Annotated in this window: 17 protein-coding genes and 1 pseudogene; 11 read left to right on the top strand and 7 right to left on the bottom strand. The window is 71.3% G+C overall.

The genetic code is table 11. The features are described 5' to 3' along the window. Nucleotides 1–143: 143 nt before the first annotated feature. From CED_RS21255 to ispH, 8 genes are all read left to right on the top strand, one after another. Nucleotides 144–1088, top strand: a complete 945-nt coding sequence (locus tag CED_RS21255; protein WP_082456726.1) for a TetR/AcrR family transcriptional regulator — start codon at nt 144–146, stop codon at nt 1086–1088. Nucleotides 1089–2082: 994 nt separating this feature from the next. After that, the gene (locus CED_RS00770) at nt 2083–2862 is read left to right on the top strand and encodes an SDR family NAD(P)-dependent oxidoreductase (RefSeq protein WP_084680659.1); all 780 of its coding nucleotides are present in this window, start codon (nt 2083–2085) and stop codon (nt 2860–2862) included. 439 nt (nt 2863–3301) lie between these two features. Then, a complete protein-coding gene (gene hpnC / locus CED_RS00765) occupies nt 3302–4393 on the top strand; it encodes a squalene synthase HpnC (protein ID WP_023841191.1) in 1092 nt (363 codons plus the stop codon). Further along, the gene (hpnD, locus tag CED_RS00760) at nt 4390–5304 is read left to right on the top strand and encodes a presqualene diphosphate synthase HpnD (RefSeq protein ID WP_011435273.1); all 915 of its coding nucleotides are present in this window, start codon (nt 4390–4392) and stop codon (nt 5302–5304) included. Before hpnC ends, hpnD begins: the two co-directional genes overlap by 4 nt. Then, nucleotides 5301–7010: a hydroxysqualene dehydroxylase HpnE gene (gene hpnE / locus CED_RS00755; protein WP_035908153.1), complete on the top strand. Its 1710-nt coding sequence runs from the start codon at nt 5301–5303 to the stop codon at nt 7008–7010. The genes hpnD and hpnE overlap by 4 nt, the downstream gene beginning before the upstream one ends. Continuing rightward, on the top strand, nt 7007–8023 hold the full coding sequence (locus CED_RS00750) for a polyprenyl synthetase family protein (protein ID WP_035908151.1): 1017 nt from the start codon (nt 7007–7009) through the stop codon (nt 8021–8023). The genes hpnE and CED_RS00750 overlap by 4 nt, the downstream gene beginning before the upstream one ends. A gap of 100 nt (nt 8024–8123) precedes the next feature. Beyond that, complete coding sequence (locus CED_RS00745; protein ID WP_035908150.1) at nt 8124–10364, top strand: prenyltransferase/squalene oxidase repeat-containing protein; 2241 nt, start codon at nt 8124–8126, stop codon at nt 10362–10364. After that, nucleotides 10361–12187 carry a 4-hydroxy-3-methylbut-2-enyl diphosphate reductase gene (gene ispH, locus CED_RS00740; protein WP_235186833.1) on the top strand — a complete coding sequence of 609 codons (1827 nt, stop codon included), beginning with the start codon at nt 10361–10363 and terminating at the stop codon, nt 12185–12187. The genes CED_RS00745 and ispH overlap by 4 nt, the downstream gene beginning before the upstream one ends. Nucleotides 12188–12273: 86 nt before the next feature. Here ispH and CED_RS00735 read toward each other — a convergent pair whose 3' ends face one another. Next, nucleotides 12274–12639, bottom strand: coding sequence for a helix-turn-helix domain-containing protein (locus CED_RS00735; protein ID WP_011435278.1), 366 nt, complete (start codon nt 12637–12639; stop codon nt 12274–12276). A gap of 59 nt (nt 12640–12698) precedes the next feature. On the opposite strand from CED_RS00735, the gene CED_RS00730 reads away from it, so the two are divergent. Continuing rightward, a complete protein-coding gene (locus CED_RS00730; protein ID WP_011435279.1) occupies nt 12699–13274 on the top strand; it encodes a PaaI family thioesterase in 576 nt (191 codons plus the stop codon). 313 nt (nt 13275–13587) lie between these two features. Next, the gene (gene hpnH / locus CED_RS00725; RefSeq protein WP_035908149.1) at nt 13588–14592 is read left to right on the top strand and encodes an adenosyl-hopene transferase HpnH; all 1005 of its coding nucleotides are present in this window, start codon (nt 13588–13590) and stop codon (nt 14590–14592) included. Nucleotides 14593–14786: 194 nt separating this feature from the next. Here hpnH and CED_RS00720 read toward each other — a convergent pair whose 3' ends face one another. Next, on the bottom strand, nt 14787–15464 hold the full coding sequence (locus tag CED_RS00720; RefSeq protein ID WP_011435281.1) for a TetR/AcrR family transcriptional regulator: 678 nt from the start codon (nt 15462–15464) through the stop codon (nt 14787–14789). A gap of 331 nt (nt 15465–15795) precedes the next feature. Here CED_RS00720 and CED_RS00715 point away from each other — a divergent pair, with 331 nt between their 5' ends. Beyond that, entirely contained in the window at nt 15796–17403 is a 1608-nt protein-coding gene (locus CED_RS00715; RefSeq protein WP_035908148.1) for a glycosyltransferase, read from the top strand. 279 nt (nt 17404–17682) lie between these two features. Here the strand turns inward: CED_RS00715 and CED_RS00710 are convergent, their stop codons facing one another. The 5 genes and pseudogenes from CED_RS00710 to CED_RS00690 all read right to left on the bottom strand — a co-directional run bounded on the left by CED_RS00710 (nt 17683) and on the right by CED_RS00690 (nt 22113). Continuing rightward, on the bottom strand, nt 17683–18642 hold the full coding sequence (locus CED_RS00710; RefSeq protein WP_011435283.1) for an urease accessory protein UreD: 960 nt from the start codon (nt 18640–18642) through the stop codon (nt 17683–17685). A gap of 142 nt (nt 18643–18784) precedes the next feature. Further along, a pseudogene (locus tag CED_RS00705) lies at nt 18785–19582 on the bottom strand (urease accessory protein UreF). Between the two features lie 127 nt (nt 19583–19709). Then, nucleotides 19710–21437 (bottom strand): urease subunit alpha, encoded by a 1728-nt coding sequence (locus CED_RS00700; RefSeq protein ID WP_035908147.1) that lies wholly within the window; start codon nt 21435–21437, stop codon nt 19710–19712. After that, nucleotides 21434–21814 carry an urease subunit beta gene (locus CED_RS00695; RefSeq protein ID WP_035908146.1) on the bottom strand — a complete coding sequence of 127 codons (381 nt, stop codon included), beginning with the start codon at nt 21812–21814 and terminating at the stop codon, nt 21434–21436. Before CED_RS00695 ends, CED_RS00700 begins: the two co-directional genes overlap by 4 nt. Next, entirely contained in the window at nt 21811–22113 is a 303-nt protein-coding gene (locus CED_RS00690; RefSeq protein WP_035732629.1) for an urease subunit gamma, read from the bottom strand. The genes CED_RS00695 and CED_RS00690 overlap by 4 nt, the downstream gene beginning before the upstream one ends. Nucleotides 22114–22530 lie beyond the last annotated feature (417 nt).

Below are 22530 nucleotides of genomic sequence, written 5' to 3'. Positions count from 1 at the left end.
GTTGGTGATCGGTGGTGTCGCTACCTGCGACGTCATGCTGACGATTTGCTGCTGATTGCTACCGAGAAACTTACCGGTCGTTCAGTAGGTAGAGTTGAGGGTAACATCCGTCGCGGACTCGATCGGGGGGGTGTATGGCCGCCATGACCGAGCCGACATCGCCCGATCCGGCATCGCTCGATCCACGGGGCGATACCAGATCGCGGATCCTCGCCGCCGCCATGAGCCTCTTCAGCGAACAGGGGTATGCCGGCACCTCGGTGCGGGACATCTCCGAGCGGCTGGGAGTGACGAAGGCGGCGCTCTATTACCACTTTCCGTCGAAGGAGTCGATCCTCGACGCTCTGCTGGAGCCCTTCGTGTCCGAGTTGGGTCGACTTGTCGATCTCGTTCGGCAGTCCCCGCCGCCGCCCCCCCGGATCATCATCGAGCGATTCGTCGAGGCGCTGGCGGGCCCCGGTGGCGTGCTGCTCGTCTTCGCCGACGACCCTTCGGTGATTCACCGTAAGATCGGCAAGAGCGACATACTGTCCCTGCAGCAGGCCCTCGTGCACGGGCTCGCGGGGCCGGCTCCCACCCATCTCGGGTTGCTGCGCGCGTACTGCGCGGTCGGATCCCTGCGGGGGGGGATCATCGGGATGGCGATCGAACGTGCCCAGGCCGCCGCCAGGCAGTCCACCAGCGCCGACGAGGAGCGCCGCAGCGGCGCGGGCGAGGCGGTCACCTGCTCCGAGCGCATCCGGGTCCTTGTCTCGCAGGTATCGAGGACATTCACCCCGCTGGTCTCCGCCGCGGAGCAGGGGGAGATCGTGGCTGCCGCCCTCGCCGCTCTCGGTGACGATCCCGCCGACTCCGTCTCCGTCTCCGCCGCTGGTTCCGGCGGCTGCGGCGCGGTGGGTGATGAGGGGCATGAAAGTGACAGGTCTCCCTCCGGTGCTGACCTGACCGGGTCACGGGATGCTCCGGTCGCCGACGCGGGTCCGGTCGAGACATCCTGCCCGGCGCACGAAGAACGTCCCGCGTGCCGGGAGGCCGCGGCGCCTCACCGGTCTCCCGCGCCGGACCTGGCCTCCGTCCGGCTCCACTGACGACTGTATGCGCCGGACCGTGAGCGATCCGGTGCATCACCCCTTCGTATCCACCCACCTTCGCGGTTCATGTGCCTCATCTCACTCTTCAGACGTTCGTAGATGGTGGTCCGTCTATTTGGTCGTGGCAAATGCCGCTTTCGCTCTTGTTTGTCTGGGGCGGTAGGGTGGTCGCGTGTGGAGGATGGATCAGCGTTTGGATGATGAGCCTTCCGCCTGTCCGGCGCACGCCGCGGACGGGTCGACACATCTGCCGCCGGAGGTAGGTCTCGGCGGCTTTGCCTCCGTCNCGACCGGTGATCCTGTGGTGACCGGATCGGACTGACGGGAGGGTGTTGGCGTCGGAGCAGGCCGACCATGACCCTGACGCCGTGTACCGGCATCGAGTCGGCAAGGTGTCGTCGGCGCGTCCTTCCTCCGGAGGCAATGCGGTTGTAAATAGTCCGCAATACCCAGTCGTCGATGTGGAGCCAGTTCGAAGTCCCCGGAAGAAGGTCTCCGAGAGCAGATTCCGAANCGATCGGACCGCTGTCATATCGGGCGACGCCGGACGGTCGGGATGAGGGAGTGTGATAGGGAGTCCGGAGTCGCGCTAGGCCCCCNCCGTCCGATGTCGCCCATCTGACCATGGACGATCCGGCGACGGGACGGTGGAATGGTGGCAGTCGTGAGCCCGGTGGCGCGGAGTTACCAACGCGCCGCGGATCCGGAGCCCGGCGTTGATGAGATGAGCAGTGGCTGTTCGGATCGGTGCCGCCCGCCAGGGTGGCCGACGCAACGATCCGGCCGGCGAGTTCGTGCCAGCGGACCACACCGAATCACCTTCGGTCGGACCACCTCGCAACGCGGGGCGACGAGTAGGGAAAGTTGTAGGTGACGTGCAACCAGTGCCCGCGGGGGAGAACGGCGTGAGGGGAATGACCGGAAGCGGTGTGTCGTGAGCACCCGGTCTCGCCCCGCTTTCGGTAACGGAGTGTCTACATCTCTCACCGGGCTGGCCCTACGGGCCGGCTCGGTCGTCTCGACCTGGCCGCCCCGGACCGCCGTCATCACGGGAGCATCCAGCGGTATCGGCCGGGAGGCCGCGCTGCTGCTGGCCGCGGACCGATGCCGGTCGCTGCTGGTCGGTCGCAACGGGGCCGCGCTTGACGAGGTGGCCGCGGCGACCGAGGGGCACCGGATCGCGGTCGACCTGTCTAGTCCCGGCTCGGAACTGATGGTCTCCTCCCGGGCGACCGAGCTTCTCGGCGAGGTCGACCTGCTGGTGTGCTCGGCAGGCCTCGGGGCGGCGGGCCCGTTCGAGGTAATGTCCCCGGCCGCGATCGCGGAGCTGGTCACGGTCAACGTGCTGTCGCCGATGATGCTGGTCCGGGCCATGTTGCCGGCCATGCTCGACCGCGGCCAGGGGCGCATCCTGCTGGTGGGCAGCATCGCCGGCGCGCTGGGAGTGCGCGGTGAGGTCGCCTATTCCGCAACCAAGGCCGCTCTGCTCGGTTTCGCCGACGCGTTGCGGTCCGAGGTTGCCGGTCGCGGTGTGACGGTGACCCTGTGTCTACCTGGTGTCGTCGACACACCATTTTTCCACCGCCGTGGCGCGCCCTACGTCCGTCGCTGGCCCCGGCCCATACCGGCCGGGCTTGTCGCGCAGCGCATGCTGGCGGCCACCGGACGCGGCGACGCTGAGATCTGNGTGCCACGCTGGTTACTCGGCGCGGTGCGGGTCCACGGTGCGATCCCGTCGGTCTACCGCAGGCTGGCGGGTGTCTTCGGATGATCCGCGGCGTGGTCTACCCGGCCGCTTCCGGCTCTCCGACCGGCCCTGGGGGTGAGCGACACCGACGATGAGAGTGCCGCGGCCGACGGGCGGCCACCGGCCGCAGGCCGCCCAGGTGGTGCCGCCGGAGCATCATTCCGCCCACGGACCTGTGAGGACCAACCGAAGGGGGCCGGCCAGGCGGAGCTCATCCCGATACCGGCCCAGGGCCGGCCCATCTCCCGTACCGGCCCGCGCTGATCGTGCCCATGACCACCCGGTGCGATCCGCATCCTGATCGCCTCGGCGAGACCCGGGCAGCCACCCCCACCGCGGAGCCTTCCGAAGAGCCTTCCGAACCCGGGCTCTGCGGGTACGTCCGCGCCGGTCGTGGCATCCGGGGATGCGGGATCCGACCCGACCGCGTCCGTAGTGCAGACCGCCATCGAAGGAGAGGCGTATGACAGCCATCGACGCCCGAACCAGCCCATCACGCACGCCTGCCCAGCCGGCCGCGACGGGCCTGGCAACTCCCGCCGAGCAGCTGCTGCGCGCCGCCCCGGCGGAGAACTTCCCGGTCTCGCCGTTCGTTCTGCCCGCGGCGGTTCGTTTCCACTTCAACGCGTTGTACGCCTTCAGCCGGCTCGTCGACAACCTCGGCGACGAGGCGGCCGGCGACCGGCTCGCCCTGCTCGACCGGTTGTCGGCGGACCTCGAGGTGATCTGGACAGGTGGGCAGCCGGAGCTGCCGGTCCTGCGCCTGCTCGCGCGGACCGTGCGGGACTGTGACCTGCCCGCCGAACCGTTCCAGCGCCTCGTCGAGGCCAACCGGCAGGACCAGCGGGTCACCCGTTACGAGACCTTCGACGACCTGGTCCGCTACTGCACGCTCTCGGCCGATCCGATCGGACGGATGGTGCTGGGCGTCTTCGGGCTGGCGACCCCCGACCGGGTCGTGCTGTCGGACCGGGTGTGCACCGCCTTGCAGCTCGCCGAGCACTGGCAGGACGTGGCCGAGGACCTCGCCGCCGGCCGGATCTACCTGCCGCTGGAGGATCTGGACACCTTCGGGGTGACCGAGGCCGATCTGCGGGCTTCCGTCGCGAGTCCGGCCGTGCGCCATCTGATGGCCTTCGAGGTCGCTCGGGCCCGTACGGTGATCGACCAGGGCGCTCCCCTGGTGTCGATGGTGCCCGGGCGGCTGCGGCTGGCCCTGGCCGGTTTCGTGGGCGGGGGCCGGGCGGCGTTGGACGCGATCCGGCGCGCCGACTACGACGTGCTCGGTGGGCCACCGAAGGCGACGAAGCCACGGGTCGCCGAGTTCGCGCTGGCGGCGCTGGCCCGGTCGCTGGCTCCCGGAGCGTCGGCGGTGGCGCACACGGCGGCCGCCGTCGCCACCGCGACCAGCGCGGCCGGGGCCTGGCCGGGTTCCGGTTCGGGTTCCGGTTCCGGTTCCGGTTCCACAGCCCACGGCGGCACCGCCGCGACGAGTACCCAGGCCGGCGTCCCCGCAGCACAGTCCGTTCTTCCGGAGATGGGTGAGGTTCGATGAGTACCGCGGCGCAGTTCCCCGCGGGCCGGCCGACCGTGGCGGAGGCGTATGCCGCCTGCGAGGCCGTGACCAAGGAGGCGGCACGCAACTTCTCCTACGGCATTCGCCTGCTGCCGGCCGAGAAGCGGGGGGCGCTGAGCGCCGTCTACGCGCTCGCCCGCCGCCTCGACGACATCGGCGACGGCGATCTTCCCGAGGAGGCGAAGTTCGCCGGGCTGGCGCAGGTCCGCGCGGAGGTCGAGGAGCTGGGGACGAACAGCTCCGATGATCCGGTCTTCGTCGCCCTCGCCGACGCCGCCCGCCGGTTCCCGATCCCGTTGGAGGCGTTCATCGAACTCGCCGACGGGGTCGAGAGTGACGTGCGCGGCACCACCTACGACACGTTCGACGATCTCGTCGGCTACTGCCGCCTGGTCGCCGGGACGATCGGGCGTCTCTCGCTCGGCATCTTTGGCAGCGAGCGGGCCACCTCCCACCGCGACGCCTCGGGGGTCGCGGACGCCCTCGGGGTCGCACTCCAGCAGACGAACATCCTCCGGGACGTGCGCGAGGACCTGCTCGGCGGCCGGATCTACCTGCCGCGCCAGGAGCTGAAGGCCGCCGGCGTCGAACTCGAGGTGGACGCGACCGGTCGCCTCGGCGGCCCCCCCGACGCGCTCATCGCGTACCTGCGGACGTCGGCGCAGCGAGCGGAGGAGTGGTATGGGCGTGGGCTCGTCCTGCTCGACCTGCTCGACCGGCGCAGCGCGGCCTGTTGTGGGGCGATGGCCGGCATCTACCTGCGGCTCAACCGGCGGATCAAGACCGATCCGTCCGCGGTGCTCGATCGTCGGCTGGCGCTGCCCGGCTGGGAGAAGGCGGTCGTCGCCGCCCGCAGCCTCGCGGGGCGGCCCGAGATGAGGGCGGCATGACCACGGGTGCCGGTGCGGACGTCGCGCCGGCATGGGGGACGCGGCCCGCCGGGCGGACGGACGAACGCCCGCATCTCGCCGTCGTCGGCGGCGGGCTCGCGGGCATGGCCGCGGCGCTGCTGGCCGTGGACAGCGGGGCCCGCGTGACCCTGCTGGAGGCACGTCCCCGCCTCGGCGGGGCGACGACGTCGTTCCGGCGCGGGCAGCTGTGGATCGACACCGGCCAGCACGTGTTCATGCGGTGCTGCACGGCCTACCGTGGGCTGCTGCAGCGACTCGGCGTCGAACACCTGACCACCCTGCAGTCCCGGCTGGACGTGCCGGTGCTGCTCGGCGACTCGTTGACCCGGACCCGGCTGCGCCGGACGAGGGTCCCGCTGCCGGCGCCACTGCACCTGGCCCCGGCGTTGCTGGGGTACCAGGCGCTGCCGATCGCCGAACGGCTGCGGGCCGGGCTCGCGGCGTTTCAGCTCGGGCGGCTCGACCAGCGCTCCCCGGCGGTGGACGAGCAGTCGTTCGGCACCTGGTTGTCCACCCACGGCCAGGGCCCCGCGGCGACGAAGGCGTTGTGGGAACTGCTGACGGTCGCGACGCTGAACGTGCCCGCCGCCGACGCCTCCCTCGGCCTCGCAGCTAAGGTCGTGCGGACCGGTCTGCTGGAGGGCGCCGCCGCCGGGGACCTCGGCTGGGCCGAGGTCCCCCTGTCCCGACTGCACGGCGACGCGGCGATGGAGACGCTCACCGCGGCCGGCGCCGACGTGCGCACCGGGGTGAAGGTCCGGTCCATCACCGCCGCGGGCAGCGGATGGGAACTGGCCGTCACCGCGGGCGGGACCGGTCGCGGCGCGGCGGTGCCCGGCACCGACGACCGCGGCGTGCTGCGGGCGGACGCGGTCGTGCTCGCGGTGCCGCCGCCCGCCGCCGCGTCCCTTCTGCCAGCCGGCGCCGAACCCGAGGCGGCCCGGCTGCGTGAGCTCGGCGACTCGCCGATCATCAACGTGCACATGATCTATCCTCGACCGGTGATCGACGGCCCGTTCCTGGCCGTGGTCGACTCGCCCATTCAATGGATCTTCGATCGCACGGTCTCCTCCGGGCTCGCCGCTGCCGGCCCGCCCGGTGCCCAGTACCTGGCGCTGTCGCAGTCCGCGGCGGAGCCATGGGTCGATCGTCCGGCGAACGAGCTGCGGACCCTGTTCGTCGAGGAGATGGCCCGGCTGTTCCCGGCCGCGCGGGCGGCCGGGCCACTGGAGGTTTTCGTCACTCGGGAACGTACGGCGACCTTCCGGCAGGTGCCCGGTTCGCTCGCGTTGCGTCCGGGCGCGTNGACCGGCCTGACCGGCTTCGCCCTGGCCGGGACCTGGACCGACACCGGATGGCCGGCGACCATGGAGTCGGCCGTGCGTAGCGGACTCACTGCTGTCCGTGAGAACCTGGCCGGTATGGGGGTCGACGTCAACGAGCCACGCGGGCCGGGCCCGCAGGCCCGAAGGACGGACGGACGGCTCCCCGAGCAGGTGGGTGAGTCGGTACCGGTAGGCACTGAATCGGTGAGCGCACCGGGCGGCGGCGCCACGGCCGCGCAGGTGCGGGATCCACAGGATCCACGAGGGGACAACGCGGTTCCCGCCGGATCGGCGGCGGTCGTCCGGCCGCTTCCGTCCGGCCAGCCAAGGCACACATCCACAGGGGGATTCCCGGTATGACCATGACGGTTCCGGATGCGATCGAGCGTGGGCGGACCCTCACCGTGCCTGCCTTGCGCGCCACGGTGGATCGGCTCCACCCACGACTTCGTCACGTCGTCGCCTACCACCGCGGCTGGGTCGACGCCGAGGGCGCGCCACTGTCCGGCGGCGGGGGCAAGCTGGTACGCCNGGCGCTGGCGCTGCTGTCGGCGCAGGCCGCCGGCGCCCCGGCGGAGACCGGGCTGCCGGCAGCGGTCGCCGTCGAGCTGGTGCACGACTTCTCGCTGCTGCACGACGATCTTATGGACGGCGACACCGAGCGCCGCCACCGGCCCACGGCCTGGACGATCTTCGGTGCCGACGGCGCGATCCTCGCCGGGGACGCGCTGCTCGGCCTCGCGACCCAGGTCCTGCTGGAGGTCGAGGGGGAGCCCGGCCGTCGTGCGGCGCTGATCCTGGGCGCGGGCGTCCAGGACCTCGTCCGTGGCCAGGCCGAGGACCTGATGTTCGAGAAACGGTCGGACGTCAGCGTCGCCGAGACGCTGCACATGGAGGACGGCAAGACCGGCGCGCTGCTGGCCTGCTCGGCCTCCCTCGGCGCCGTGCTCGCCGGGGCCGGTGACGACATGGTCAACGCCCTCGCCGAGTACGGCTCCCGGCTCGGCACCGCGTTCCAGCTCATCGACGACCTGCTTGGTATCTGGGGTGATCCCTCGGTGNCCGGCAAGCCGGTGTTGTCGGACCTGCGTTCCCGCAAGAAGTCGGTGCCGGTCGTGGTGGCCCTGGAGGCCGGCGGAGCCGCGGCCGAGGAGCTGCGGGCGTTCCTCACCGGCACCGGGGAGTCCACCGAGGCGGAGCTGACGCACATCGCGGACCTGATCGAGCGGGCCGGCGGGCGGGACTGGACCACCGCCGAGGCCGACGGCCAGCTGAAGGCCTGCGAGAACGTGCTCCGCTCGCTGTCGATGCCCGCCGAGATCGAGGCGGAACTGCTGGCCCTCGCGCGCTTCGTGACCGAACGAGACCGCTGAGGAGACGACGGGTGAGTGCAGTCGCCGTTCCCGCCCGGCCCGGCGATCAGCACGTTGATCGTCTTCATGACCATCGCATGTACGACGAGGGGAGTCGTCGATGAGCCTGNCCTCGGNCCCGNCCCCGGCTGCTCCAAAGGCCGCGAAGAGCTCGAAGCGCGTTAACATNCCCGCGCCCGCCACGCCCGACGCTTACGGGATCTCCCGGTCCTCGCCACCGCTGTCCGGCGGTGGTGTGTCCGGCGGTGGTGTGTCCGGCGGTGGTGTGTCCGGCGGTGGCGCGGCGACCGCCGACGGCACCCCGCCCACGACGCAGACCTCGGTCGATCCGGACCTGGCCGCGGCGATGACCGCGGCCAACCAGGCTCGGGACCACCTCCTCGGGCTGCAGTCCGAGGAGGGCTGGTGGAAGGGCGACCTCGAGACGAACGTCACGATCGACGCCGAACACCTGTTCATGAAGCAGTTCCTCGGCATCCGCACCGAGGAGGAGACCGAGCCGATCGCCCGGTGGGTGCGGTCCCAGCAACTCGCGGACGGCGGCTGGGCCACGTACTACGGCGGACCGGCCGAGCTGTCCACCACGGTCGAGGCGTACATCGCCCTGCGTCTGGCCGGTGACGAGCCCGACGCCCCGCACATGGCGGCGGCGGCCGCGCTCATCCGCTCCCAGGGCGGGGTGGCGGCCGCCCGGGTGTTCACCCGCATCTGGCTGGCGACCTTCGGCGAGTGGTCCTGGGACGACGTGCCCGTCCTGCCGCCGGAACTGATCTTCCTGCCGTCCTGGTTCCCGCTGAACGTCTACGACTTCGGCTGTTGGGCCCGCCAGACGATCGTCGCGTTGACGATCGTCGGGTCGCTCCGGCCCGTGCGCGACCTCGGCTTCAGCATCGACGAGATCAAGGTCGCGGCACCCGTGACGCCGCCGAAGCCGGCCCCGCTGCACAGCTGGGAAGGCGCCTTCGAGCGGTTGGACGCGATCCTGCACCGCTATGAGCGCCGGCCGATCAAGGTGCTGCGCACCCTGGCGCTGCGCCGGGCCACCGAGTGGGTCGTCGCCCGCCAGGAGGCCGACGGGTGCTGGGGGGGCATCCAGCCGCCGTGGATCTACTCCGTCATGGCGCTGCATCTCATGGGATACCCCCTCAACCACCCGGTGATCGCCACGGCGTTCCGGGGAATGGAACGCTACATCATCCGGCGCGAGACCCCGGAGGGGCCGACCGCCCAGATCGAGGCATGCCAGTCGCCGGTCTGGGACACCGCGCTCGCGGTGGTCGCGCTCTCGGACGCCGGCGTCCCCGCCGACCATCCCGCGATGGTGCGGGCCGGCCGCTGGCTGGTCGACGAAGAGGTCAGGGTGGCCGGGGACTGGGCGGTCCGCCGTCCGGCGCTCGCCCCTGGCGGCTGGGCGTTCGAGTTCGACAACGACTTCTACCCGGATACCGACGACACCGCCGAGGTCGTGTTGGCGCTGCGTCGCCTGCTCGGTGGCAGCCATGTCACCCCGGGTGGCACCGTCACCCCGAGTGGCAGCGTCACCCCGGGCGGCACCGCCGAGCTCTCGCCGGCCGCGCGTGACCGCGCCTCCCGCGGCCTCGCGGCGGTCGACCCGCAGCTGGCCGGGGCGATGCGCGCGGCCGCGGCCCGTGGGGTCGACTGGAGCGTCGGCATGCGGTCGTCGGACGGGGCCTGGGGTGCCTTCGACGCCGACAACGTGCGGACGCTGACAGCGAAGATCCCGTTCTGCGACTTCGGCGAGGTTGTCGACCCGCCGTCGGCGGACGTCACCGCCCACATCGTGGAGATGCTGGCCGACCTCGGCCGTTCCGACCACCCGATCACCCGGCGGGCGGTGCAGTGGCTGCTGGACAACCAGGAACCGGGCGGCTCCTGGTTCGGCCGGTGGGGGATCAACCACGTCTACGGCACCGGCGCCGTGGTTCCGGCGCTGATCGCCGCCGGCGTTCCCGCCGACCACCCGGCGATCACAGCCGCGGTGCGCTGGCTGCTGGAGCACCAGTCGCCCGACGGTGGATGGGGTGAGGACCCACGCTCCTACGACGATCCGGCCTGGATCGGTCGGGGTGAGCTCACCGCCTCGCAGACCGCCTGGGCCCTGCTCGCGCTGCTGGCTGTCGACCCGCACAGCAAGGCCGTCAAACGGGGAGTGCGCTGGCTGTGCGAGACCCAGCGGCCGGATGGGACCTGGGACGAGCCCCAGTTCACCGGAACCGGTTTCCCCGGTGACTTCTACCTCAACTACCACCTGTACCGGCTGGTCTTCCCGCTGACCGCGCTTGGTCGGTACGTGACCCTCACCGGGGTGGCCACGCCATGAACATCTTCGCATCCGCGGCCGGCGGCGACGGGAACGCCGGGGGCGCAGGNGACGTCGGGGACGGCGCGTCCGCCGGGGACGGCGCGTCCGCCGCCACGACGAGCGCGGCTCAGAGGGCCGTCGCCGCGGCCGCGGGTGCCGGGATCAGGACCGTTCCGGCCTCCCCCACCGAGATCCCGGCGCAGGAGTCGTCGTCGCCGTCCCTGCCGTCGGCCGCGCTCCCGGCGTCGGTCCACCGGCCGGCCGCGGCGGTCGTCCCGGAGCAGGAGGCAACCCCCGTGCGCGGTCGGGCGCGGCTGGTCGTCGCGGCGGCCCTGCGGGTCGAGGCAATGGCCGCCGGTCGGTCGGGCCTCAGCGCGGACACCGTCATCGTGCGCACCGGCATGGGTCCGGAACGGGCGCGCAAGGCCGCCCGGCTGGTGCGCGACACAGGCCCGGACGCCGTCGCCCTCGTCGGTCTCTCCGGGGGACTGGCGGCCGGGATCGAGCCCGGTGACGTCGTCGTGGCCAGCGAGATCCGCAACGCCGACGGCACCGTCGCCGGCCGTTGCGCGGCCGCGCCCCTGCTGGCCGGCGACCTGCGCCGGCTCGGGCTCACCGTGCACGTCGGCCCGATCGTCACCGTGCCGCGGCTCGTCGGCGGCACGGCCCGCGCGGAACTCGCCGCGACCGGGGCCCTTGCCGTCGACATGGAGTCCGCGGAGCTGGCGGCGGGAGTCGGCGACGTGCCGTTCGCCGCCGTCCGCGTCATCGTCGACACGGCGGCGCAGCCGCTGGGACGTATCGACCTGGCCCGCCGCGGAATCCGTGGTCTGCGCACGATGCGTCCGCTCGGGCGCCCCATCGAGGCGTGGGCCGCCGCGGTCGGCCGTCGCCAGGTTCTGCTTGCCGAGCCGCGGGCGTTCTGCGCCGGCGTCGAACGGGCGATCGAGGTCGTCGAGCGCGCCCTGGAGATCTACGGCGCGCCGGTCTACGTCCGTAAGCAGATCGTGCACAACGCCCACGTGGTAGCCGACCTGGCCAGCCGTGGAGCGATCTTCGTCGAGGAGCTCGACGAGGTGCCCGGCGGCTCGACGGTCGTCTTCTCCGCGCACGGAGTGGCCCCGGCCGTCTGGGACCAGGCGGGCGAGCGCGGCCTGTCCGTTATCGACGCCACCTGTCCGCTGGTGGAGAAGGTGCACACCGAGGCCCGCCGGTTCACCGCCCGCGGGGACACCGTGCTGCTCATCGGCCATTCCGGCCACGAGGAGGTGGACGGAACCCTCGGCGAGGCGCCCGGCCGCATCACGCTGGTCGAGTCCTCGGCCGACGTCGGCTCCCTCGACGTTCCCGATCCCGAGCGCGTTACCTACCTCATGCAGACCACGCTGGCCCTGGACGAGGCCGCGGAGGTCGTCGACGCGTTGACGGAGCGGTTCCCGGCGATCGTCGGGCCGGGCTCCACCGATATCTGCTACGCGACCTCGAACCGGCAGAACGCGGTCCGCAAGGTTGCCGAGGAGGCCCAGCTCGTCCTCGTCGTCGGCTCGGCCAACAGCGCGAACTCCGTGCGGCTCGTCGAGGTGAGCAGGCGCGACGGCGTCGAGGCGCATCTGGTCGGGGACGTCGGGGACGTGCATCTGTCCTGGCTTGCCGGCGTGGACACGATCGGCATCTCGGCCGGCGCCTCGGCCCCGCCGTCCCTCGTCAACGAGCTCCTGACCGCGTTGTCGGGTCTCGGCGCGACGGACGTCTCGGTGCGTTCCGTCGGCACCGAGACGCTCGCCTTCCACCTGCCCAAGGAACTGCGCCGACCGGCCCCGGCGCCCGTTCCAGGGCCATAGTGCGCCCGGCTCCCGGGCGGTCCCGAGGTGCGGCCCGGCGAGGGCGAAGCCGGTGGCGTCGCCCGGGCGACACGGTGGGGTTCGGTTCAGCCGGATGCGGCGCCGCGATCGGCCGCGGGCGGCCGGGTCGGTGCGGCGTGNCGCTCACCCCACCGGCGCAGGGCCAGCAGGACCGGTGCCAGGTCCCGGCCGGAGGACGTCAGCCGGTACTCGTGCCGGGACCGGGCGCCCGCCTCCTGGTACGGCTGACGCTCCAGCACCCCCGCGCGCTCCAGCGCCCGCAGCCGCTCGACCAGCACGGCTCGGGGCGCCCCGGTGCCGGCCCGGATGCCCTCGAAGCGGTGGACCCCCAGCGTGATCTCCCGGATGACCAGCAGGGACCAGCGCTCACCCACGACCTCCAGCGTCCGCGCGATCGGACAGGCCCGCGGGCCGTCGGACGATTCCTGCATCGGTGCATCCTATCGATACTGGGTACGTATCCTGAATGCAGCCAGTCTAGGCTGCGGGCATGACCACGACTGAGCCCGAATCCGCGCGGCCCGAATCCGCCTCAGGCCACCCGCACGACCCGGCTGCCTGGGGCGAGCCGCGGAGCAAGACGATCACCTGGCACGACCCGCTGCCGGTCGCCGCGGCGGCGGCGTCGCTGAGCGGGTTGGAGTTCCTGTCCGCGATGCGTGACGGGCGCATTCCGCCGCCCCCGATCTCCCGCCTGTTCGACTTCCGGCCGGTCGAGGTCGCGCCGGGAGACGTTGTCTTCACCTGTCTGCCGGACGAGTCGGCCTACAACCCGATCGGCCTCGTCCACGGTGGCCTGGTCTGCACGATCCTGGACACCGCGACTGCCTGCGCGGTGCACTCCACGCTGGCGGCCGCGGTGGCGTATACCTCCATCGAGATCAAGGTTAATTACCTGCGGCCGGTACGCGTCGTCGTCGGCCGGCCGAGCCGGCTCACCGCGCACGGCTGGGTGACCAGGCCGGGACGGCGGGTGGCTTTCGCTGAGGGAGACGTCCGGGATGACCAGGGCAAGGTCGTGGCCACCGCCAGCAGCACCTGTCTGATCATGGGTGAGACGGCCTGATCCCATGGCCTGATCCCATGGCCTGATTCCGCGGCCTGGCCGGAGACCCGACCCGACGCTCGGCCGGGCCGGATGCGACCACGGGCACGTCGTCGGGCTGCTGGCCCGACATCGTCCGTGGACTGTCCCGAACCCGTGTCCGCGCTGTCCCGGCCTTGTCTTCCCGGTGTCCGCAACTCGGCGGGGTCGGCTAACGGACACCCTTGTGGGGCAGTTCATCGGACGATCCACATGCAGTCTGTACGTACACGCTGTATGGTCAATGCAGAGATCATCGCTCATCCACTGGTGACCTAACGAGAGGGGGCCAGCCGTGGCGGTCGAGTGGCGGTACCAGCTCCGGATTGGGACCTACCTGGCGAAGCAGAAGCTGCTTCGTCGCAAGCACTTCCCGCTCGTACTGGAGCTGGAGCCGCTGTTTGCCTGCAACCTGTCCTGCACTGGATGTGGCAAGATCCAGCATCCGGCGTCCGTGCTCAAGCAGCGGATGAGCGTCGACGACGCCTTGGCCGCGGTGGAGGAATGCGGTGCTCCGGTGGTCGCGATCGCGGGCGGCGAGCCGCTGATGCACCCGCAGATCCACGAGATCGTGAACCAGCTGGTCAAGCGCAAGAAGTTCGTGATCCTCTGCACGAACGGGCTGCTGCTCCAGAAGAAGCTCAAGAACTTCACCCCGTCGCCGTACTTCACCTTCGTCCTGCACATCGACGGTCTGCGTGAGCGGCACGACGCGGTGGTGGAGAAGGAGGGCACGTTCGACGAGTGCGTCCGTGCCTTCCACGCGGCGAAGGCCGCGGGCTTCCGGGTCGGGTCCAACTCGACGTTCTTCAACAACGACAGCCCGCAGGACGTCATCGACATCCTGACGTTCCTCAACGACGACCTCAAGGTCGACCAGATCCAGCTCTCACCCGGCTATGCCTACGAGAAGGCGCCCGACCAGGAGCACTTCCTGGGGGTCCAGGAGACCCGCGAGATGTTCTCGAAGGTCTTNGCGGACGGCCGGCGCAAGAAGTTCCGGCTCAACCACTCGCCGGTCTTCCTGGACTTCCTGGAGGGTAAGAGGGAGCTCAGCTGCACCGCGTGGGGCATCCCGAGCTACTCGCTCTTCGGCTGGCAGAAGCCCTGCTACCTGATGAGTGACGGGTACGTCTCGTCCTACAAGGAGCTCGTCGAGACCACCGACTGGGACGCCTACGGTCGTGGCAAGGACCCGCGGTGCGCGAACTGCATGGCGCACTGCGGCTATGAGACCTCCGCGGTGCTGGCCACCATGGGTTCCCTCAAGGAGTCCATCCGAGCGGCCCGCAGCGTCTGAGCTGGCTCATCGTGGTCTGAGCCGGCTCACGGCGCCACCGTCACCGTCAGGTGACGTCGTCCGGCCGGCAGGTCGCCGCCCCGACCGGGTTCACCCGGTCGGGGCGGTCGTCGTCTGTGCCGCCCCGCCTCGCGTCGGCGGGAGCAGGGCCGGCGGGNGCAGGGNTTCGCTGGCGTTGACGACGCCAGCCGGCCTTAGCCGGCGGTCCCGCGGGAGCCGGCGCCGCCGTCGGCACTGACCGGCGGCTGCTCGGCGAGATCGCCACCGCGGCCGAGCCCGCGCAGCAGCCGGTCGAGCACGGTGCCGACCTCGAGGCGGGCGGTGTCCGGGTCCGCGGCGCCGGCGGTGTAGATGCTCGCCTCCGACAGCAGGGCGGCGACCAGCCTGGTCAGCGGGACCACTGGCAGCGGGTCGATGCGGTCCTCGGCCATCGCGCGCTCCAGCCACTCCGAGAGCAGCCGGTAGCCGTGCTTCTCAACGAGCGCATCCCAGGCGTCGTTGCCCAGCACGGCCGGACCGTCGACGAGGACAATGCGCTGGAAGTCGCTGTCCGCGGTGGAGATGTCGAGCAGGGACTGGAACCCGGACCGGAGCTGCGTCCAGGCGTCGCTGGGAAGCTCCGCGTCCCGGGCAAGTTCACCGGCGACGAGCTGTTCGGCCACCTCCGTCGCGACCTGTTCCATCACGGTGCGAAACAGTGCGGCCTTGTCGCGGAAGTGGTGATAAAGCGCGCCGCGGGTGACCTGCGCGTCGGCGACGATCTCCTCGGTGCCGGTGGAGGCGAACCCCTGTTCGGCGAACCGACGGCGGGCGGCGGAGATCAGGGCCTGACGGGTGTCAGCCGTCTGCTCGGTACGACGGCTTCGTGTCACCCCTTGATTATGGTGTAGCCGAGGCCGTTGTACCCACTACCGNCCCGGCACGAGCGGGCCTGGTCGTGACGAAGCTGCTCCGATGCNCCCGCAACCGCCGACGGACGCCGATCCGTGGCTGTTGCCTCGCCCCCTGGTCGCGCCCTCGCCAGCCGTTCGTCGCGCATCGCCGATCACTTTTCGTTTTCAACTGGTTGCAGCCGGGTATCTCCGATCACCCCTGTCGATCATGAGGTTACGGGAGGTGCTCATTGTTGCCGCGGGGCGTGGTGGGCACCATCGTCGATGCTCATGTCGGCTACCCCGCCGCCGGCCGGAGGCCTGGGATTTCATGGTGGCGCGGCAGGAGAGTTTCGGGGGGGNGATCTCCATACCGGCTCGGCCAGACCGGGACGGAAGCCTTGTAACCCCGCATTACCCGGGGCGCCCGCACGCCCTTGAGGGGCCCGTGGCAGTATCACTTTCTGTGACAGTGCTGCTGTGGGTCGCCGTTGCCTCTCTGCTCGCCTGGCTCTACCTGACCGTCGGCCATGGGTTCTTCTGGCGGACCGATCAGCGCCTGCCATCCCGGCAGGCGCCGACCGCTTGGCCCAGTGTGGCGATCGTCGTGCCGGCTCGGGACGAGGCCGACGTGCTTCCCGTGACGCTTCCGACGCTGCTTGCCCAGGACTATCCCGGTCCTGTCCAGCTGATCCTGGTGGACGACGGTTCCACCGACGGGACCACGGAGGTTGCCCGGGACCTGGCGGAACAGGCCGCCACGCGTGGTGAGACCAACGTGACGCCGGCCATGACCACATCCACCGAACCCCCCACTGGCTGGACCGGGAAGCTGTGGGCGCTGCGGCGGGGCATCGAGTGCGCTGGCGACGTCGACTTCCTGCTCCTCACCGACGCGGACATCTCCCACCGCCCGGGATCGCTGACCGCGCTCGTCGAGTCGGCGACCTCCCAGAAGCTGGACATGGTGTCGCAGATGGCCGTGCTACGGGTGCAGACCGGCTGGGAGCGTCTGATCGTCCCGGCCTTCGTGCACTTCTTCGCGATGCTGTACCCGTTCCGGTGGTCGAACCGGCCGGGTTCGCGGGTGGCCGCCGCGGCCGGCGGATGCTCCCTGATCCGCCGGGAGGCCCTTGCGGCGGCCGGTGGACTGGCGGAGGTGCGCGGCGCCGTCATCGACGACGTGGCGATCGCGCGGATCATCAAGCGCTCGGGCGGGCGGACGTGGCTCGGACTCGCCGAGCAGGTCCACAGCCAGCGCCCGTATCCGCGGCTCGCGGATCTGTGGAAGATGGTGTCCCGCAGCGCCTATGCGCAGTTGCGGCACTCCCCGTCGCTGCTGGTCGGGACCGTGTTGGGACTGAGCCTGGTCTTCGTCATCCCAGTGGTCGCGACCATCGTGGGCATCGTGACCGGCGACGTCGCCACGGCTCTCGTCGGTGGGATCGCTTGGTTGATCATGACTGTCACCTATCTGCCGATGACCCGCTACTATTGTCAGCCGCTGCCGCTGGCCCTGCTGCTCCCCGGAGTGGCCGTGCTGTACCTCGCGATGACGGTGGACTCGGCGCGGCTCAAGCGGGCCGGGCGGGGAGCGGCCTGGAAGGGACGTACCTACCAGGATCACGGTGCCCCGGCCGCCGCCCCCGAGTATCCGAACGGCCCGGGTGAACGGCGTGNGGGTTCGGTGGCCGGGCCGCCCGACTCCGGCGGCTCATCGGCCTCCGCCGGCGGCTCATCGGCTTTGCCATCCGCCTCGTCCACGGTGCCCGCAACACCCCTGGTAATGGCGACATCCTCGGCGGTCCCCGCGCCGGCCGTGGCGCCGGCTTCCCCCACGCCTACGTCCATACCGACGCCCACTCCCACGCGGTGGCCCGCATCGTCATCGGCCTCGCCGCCGGTCCGGGGCGGATCGACCGATCAGCCCCGGACCTAGCCGGTGGTCCCGAGCTAGGACGGGGTGCCGTGGCCGAGTCGGTAGAGGGCGGTGGCTAGGAACGCTCCGTCGCGTGAGTGAGTCATCCATCCCGGCCGGGACAGTCGAACAGGACCGGCTGGCGGTCGGCCTCACCATCCGCGACAGGCAGATCGTCGCCCTGCTGGGTCGGCCTCCGGCTTGGACCGCGACAGTAACCGCCGGGCCCGCGCCGGACAGGCGGTCGCGCTGTTCTATCGGCTCTACGGCACCGCACCCGCGCCTGACTGCCCGTCCGAGTCAGACCGTGGCAGGAGCCGGCCCTTGTTCCAGACGACGTCGGAGAGTAACCGCATTCTCGGCAAGGGCGGAGATGAGATAACCCGGACCAGCCAGGGGAAGCAGCGCCACCCCGTCCGCGACGGCCGCTTGCGCGCCGGATTCCGCCCTCTTTGCCGGCACGGACTCCCGCCGGGCTGCCGGAGAGCCCACCGGATCGGGCCCCGCGACGAGGAGCGACCCGAGGGCACGAGCCGAGCCGAGGAGGGCTGGTCCGGTCAGGCCAGGTATCTCGGGACCGAGGACGAGATCCTGGCGCAGCAGGGGGGTCGGTTCGGATGGCGGATCCACCTCCGCATGGGCGTCCATGTCCACCCGCAGGGTGCTACGTATCGATCCGGTCGTCTCCCCGAATCGGCCCAGCACGATCTCCTCGCGCAGCCGTAGCCAGGCCGTGGTCGCCAAGTGCACATCGGTCACCAGGAGATGGTCCGAGCCCCGCGCCGCGACGGTCGGCTCCGGCGCGAAGTCCAGCGCGCCACCCGGGGCCACCCGTGCCGACACGGTGAAGCGGGACGGCCCGGGCCCGTGACCGGGCAGGGCCACCGTCGCGGCCACCGAACGCACCACCAGGCGCACCCCGCTGCCGACGGAGATGTCGAGTCCCAGATCATCACCCGCCAGCGGTCCGGCGGTCGCGTTGACCAGGTGAACCGTCGCGGTCGGCAGCGCGTCCGCGGATAGCGCGGGCACCGTAGACGGGGCCCTGGTCCGACCAGGGGATGCTCCGGTCTGGCGCAGGACGATCGGCACGTCGGAGCGCAACTCGATGAGCCTCGCCGTGCCGTCCGGAGCCGATTCGACCCGGATGACGGCCCGTGCCCGTACGGCCGTGCGGCCCGTTCGGGCGGCCGTGACGAGGGGGCCCTCCGGCCCGGCCGCGACCCCGCCCAGGATGACCCCCCGTCTCATGGCTGCCATGGTGCCAGCCGGGGGCGACGGGATCGGCCGGCGCCCGCGGGTCCACCCGGCGCCGCGCGATCGCGATCGGCCGAGTAGCCGACCATGCGAGTAGCCGACGGGCCGGGTCTGGGACCGATGACGACGAGTCGGCGGGCACCGGTCAGGATGTGAACATCCGTAGCGCCGTGGTGCGGTGCCGTTCGGCCAGGAGATCGAGGCGGATACCGGTGACGGCGGGCAGCAGCCGGGGCGGGCGTCGGGAAGCCTCCGCGCCGGCCAGCGCGATCGCCTCGACCTCGTCGGCGAGCCGGGCGAGCACGGCGGTGACGGCCAAGGGGTCCAGCCCCATCAGGCGGGTCGCGGCGGTCGCGGGTCCGGTGACCGTGGTGTGGGCGGCGACCAGGGCGGCGTCCGAGGGACGCAGGCCCGCGCCCGCGGCGACCATGCCTAGTGCGCACGGGTGGTGCGGTGCACGTGGACCGGGCGGCACGGGCCAGGCGGCCCGGCCCGCTCGCAGCAGCGTGCGCCCCTGAGCCCGGCTCGCGTCGCGTTGGGCGGGGGAGGGCATCCGGGCGTCGAGCTCGGCGTCCAAGGTGGCGATGGTGGTGGGTGTGACGATGGTGACGGGTGTGACGGATGCGGTGGGGACGTGGTCGGCGTGTGGCGCCCGCGTCGCGGGACCCGGCTGCGTGCCGGCCCGGCAGGCCGCGGCCGCGAAGGCCGCGGCGACCAGGCCGGNNGNGNNNNGCCGTCCGACGAGGAAGGCCGCCAGGTCGGACAGGTTCGCCAGACTCCCGTCCGTCACCGCTGCTTCAACACCGCCCGAGTGGGCGTGACCTCCCGTGGGCATCCGGCCGTCCGCGAGGACCAGCAGCGTCGCCCGCTGTCCGGATCGCCCGGTCGGACCAGCCACGTCCTCGGTCCCGCCGTCCCGTGCGGTATCGCCCTCAATCGTCACCGTAGCCGCTCCCGGCGTTAGTCAGTGTCCGAACCGCTGTGGCGTTTACATTCATCGGGCCCGGAAGCCTCTGGATACGCAGTGACAGCCGTGGTAAGAACCGTCAGAACACTCAGAATCAGAACATTCAGAACAGGAAGTAGCGCTGGGTCATCGGGAGTTCGCTCACCGGATCCGCCTCGATCGCCTCACCGTCCACCGTGACGGTGAACGTGTCGGGGTCCACCCGGATGTCCGGTGTCGCGGTGTTCTCGGGAAGATCCGCCTTGCCGCGGCGGCGCACATCCGCGACCGGCACCACCGGGGTGGCGAGCCCCAGCCGTCCGGGCAGCCCGTCCTCGATCGCCGCCGGGGCAACGAAGATCAACGACGACGCGGCGGCCGGACCACGGGCGGCTCCCCACATCGGCCGGGGCAGCACCGGCTGCGGGGTCGGGATGGAGGCGTTCGCATCGCCCATCGCGGCCCAGGCGATGAACCCGCCCTTGAGGACCAGCGACGGCCGCACCCCGAAGAACGCCGGGTCGTACAGCACCAGGTCGGCGAGCTTGCCGGGCTCCACCGAGCCGATCTCCGCGTCCAGGCCGTGCGCCACCGCCGGGCAGATCGTGTACTTGGCGATGTAGCGTCGGGCCCGGGTGTTGTCGGCCCGATCGTCGCCGGCCAGGGACCCGCGCCGGAGCTTCATCACATGCGCGGTCTGCCAGGTACGCAGGACGACCTCGCCGATCCGGCCCATCGCCTGCGAGTCCGAACCGATCATCGAGATCGCGCCCAGGTCGTGCAGGATGTCCTCGGCGGCGATCGTCGACGGCCGGATCCGGCTCTCGGCGAAGGCCAGGTCCTCGGGCACGCTGGGGTTGAGATGGTGACAGACCATCAGCATGTCGAGGTGCTCGTCGAGGGTGTTGACGGTGTGCGGGCGGGTCGGATTCGTCGATGACGGCAGCACGTTGCCGGCGGCCGCGACCGTGATGATGTNCGGGGCATGCCCGCCGCCGGCCCCCTCGGTGTGGTACGCATGGATCGCCCGGCCGGCGATGGCGGCCAGCGTGTCCTCGACGAAGCCGGCCTCGTTCAGGGTGTCGGAGTGCAGCGCAACCTGGACGCCGGCGGCGTCGGCGACCCGCAGGCAGGCGTCGATTGCGGCCGGCGNCGTCCCCCAGTCCTCGTGCAGCTTGAAGCCGGCCGCCCCGGCGCGCAGCTGTTCCCACATCGACTCGTCGCTGACCGTGTTGCCCTTGCCGAGTAGGACAACGTTGACCGGCCAGTCGTCCAGCGCGGACAGCATCCGCGCCAGGTTCCAGGATCCGGGCGTCACCGTCGTCGCCTTCGTGCCCTCGGCCGGGCCGGTGCCGCCGCCGATCAGCGTGGTGATGCCGGCGCCTAGCGCCTCCGGAACCTGCTGCGGGCAGATCAGATGGACGTGGCAGTCCACCGCGCCGGCGGTGAGGATCTTCCCGTTACCGGCGATGATCTCGGTGCCGGGCCCCATCACCAGCTCGGGATGGACGCCGTCCATTGTGTCCGGGTTGCCGGCCTTACCCAGCGCGACGATCCGGCCATCGCGGATCCCCACGTCGGCCTTGACCACACCCCAGTGGTCGAGAACGACGGCGCCGGTGATGACGAGGTCGGGCGCACCCTCGGCGCGGGTTGCCAGGGACTGCCCCATCGACTCACGGATGACCTTGCCGCCCCCGAAGACGGCCTCGTCACCGGTCCCGGTGCCCGCCGGCCCGCGGCTGCGGTCCTCCGTCACCTCGATGAACAGGTCGGTGTCCGCGAGCCGGATACGGTCGCCGACCGTGGGGCCGTACAGCGCCGCGTAGCGGGAGCGGTCGAGTCGGCTCACGAACCCTCTCCCTGAAAGCCCGATATATCCTCGATCGTCGCGGTGTCCGCAATCCGGGTGCCGCTCGCGGCGTCCAACGGGCCGGCCGATTCCGGCCGCAGGCCCGGCACGACCCGGGCGCCGGCCAGCGGCACCAGTTCGATCTCGCGTTCCACGCCGGGTTCGAAGCGGNCCGCGGTGCCGGCGGGCACCGCGAGCCGGTGGCCCCAGGCACTCGCCCGGTCGAAGTCGAGAGCGGGGTTCGCCGCGGCGAAGTGGTAGTGCGAGCCGACCTGCACCGGCCGGTCGCCCATGTTACGGACCAGCACCGTGCGTACCGGGCGTCCGGCGTTGATCTCGACGGGATCGTCGCCGGTCAGGATCTCCCCGGGGATCACGGGATCGGCCGGTGGACGGTGACCAGCTTGGTGCCGTCCGGGAAGGTGGCTTCGACCTGCACCTCGCCGAGCATCTCCGGCACGCCCTCCATGACGTCGTCCCGGGTGAGCACGGTTCGCCCGGCGCTCATCAGGTCCGCGACGCCGCGACCGTCCCGCGCGCCCTCCAGCAGGAACGAGGTGATGATCGCGGTCGCTTCGGGATGGTTCAGCCGCAGCCCACGGGCTCGCCGTTCACGGGCGAGCCCGGCCGCCACATGGATCAGCAGTCGTTCCTGTTCATGGGGGCTCAGCAGCACGAATGCGAAGCCTAGCAGGTCGGGGAATGCCGCCGGCCTGGTTCGGTTCGGCGCGGTCCACGACATGCCGGCGACGCTCCGGCCCCGATGCTCGTCGGACATATCGGGGCGCAATGTGACGGTCAGGTGAACGGCGACGCTCTCGCAACCCAAGAAAAGTTTCGTCCAGGTTTCTGTCCCGACATTGCCGGGGACGCCGCGGGAGCCTGGTTCCGTCAACAGTAAGAATGGAGTTACTGGTAATTCACCCGGGCGCGATGGGACCGATACGCATCCTTTCTAGCGTCCGGGGAACCGCTCTGGCGTCCGGGGAACCGCTCGGGCCGGTCGGACCGACCGGCAGGTGGGGGTACGCCCGGAATGAGGCTGACAGGGGTTCGGTTGCTCACACTGGTCTTNGGGCGGGGCCGCGCTGCG

The organism is Frankia sp. CeD, from assembly GCF_000732115.1.
GTDB classification, from domain to species: domain Bacteria; phylum Actinomycetota; class Actinomycetes; order Frankiales; family Frankiaceae; genus Frankia; species Frankia casuarinae.
This window is presented reverse-complemented; position numbering and strand designations above follow the sequence as displayed.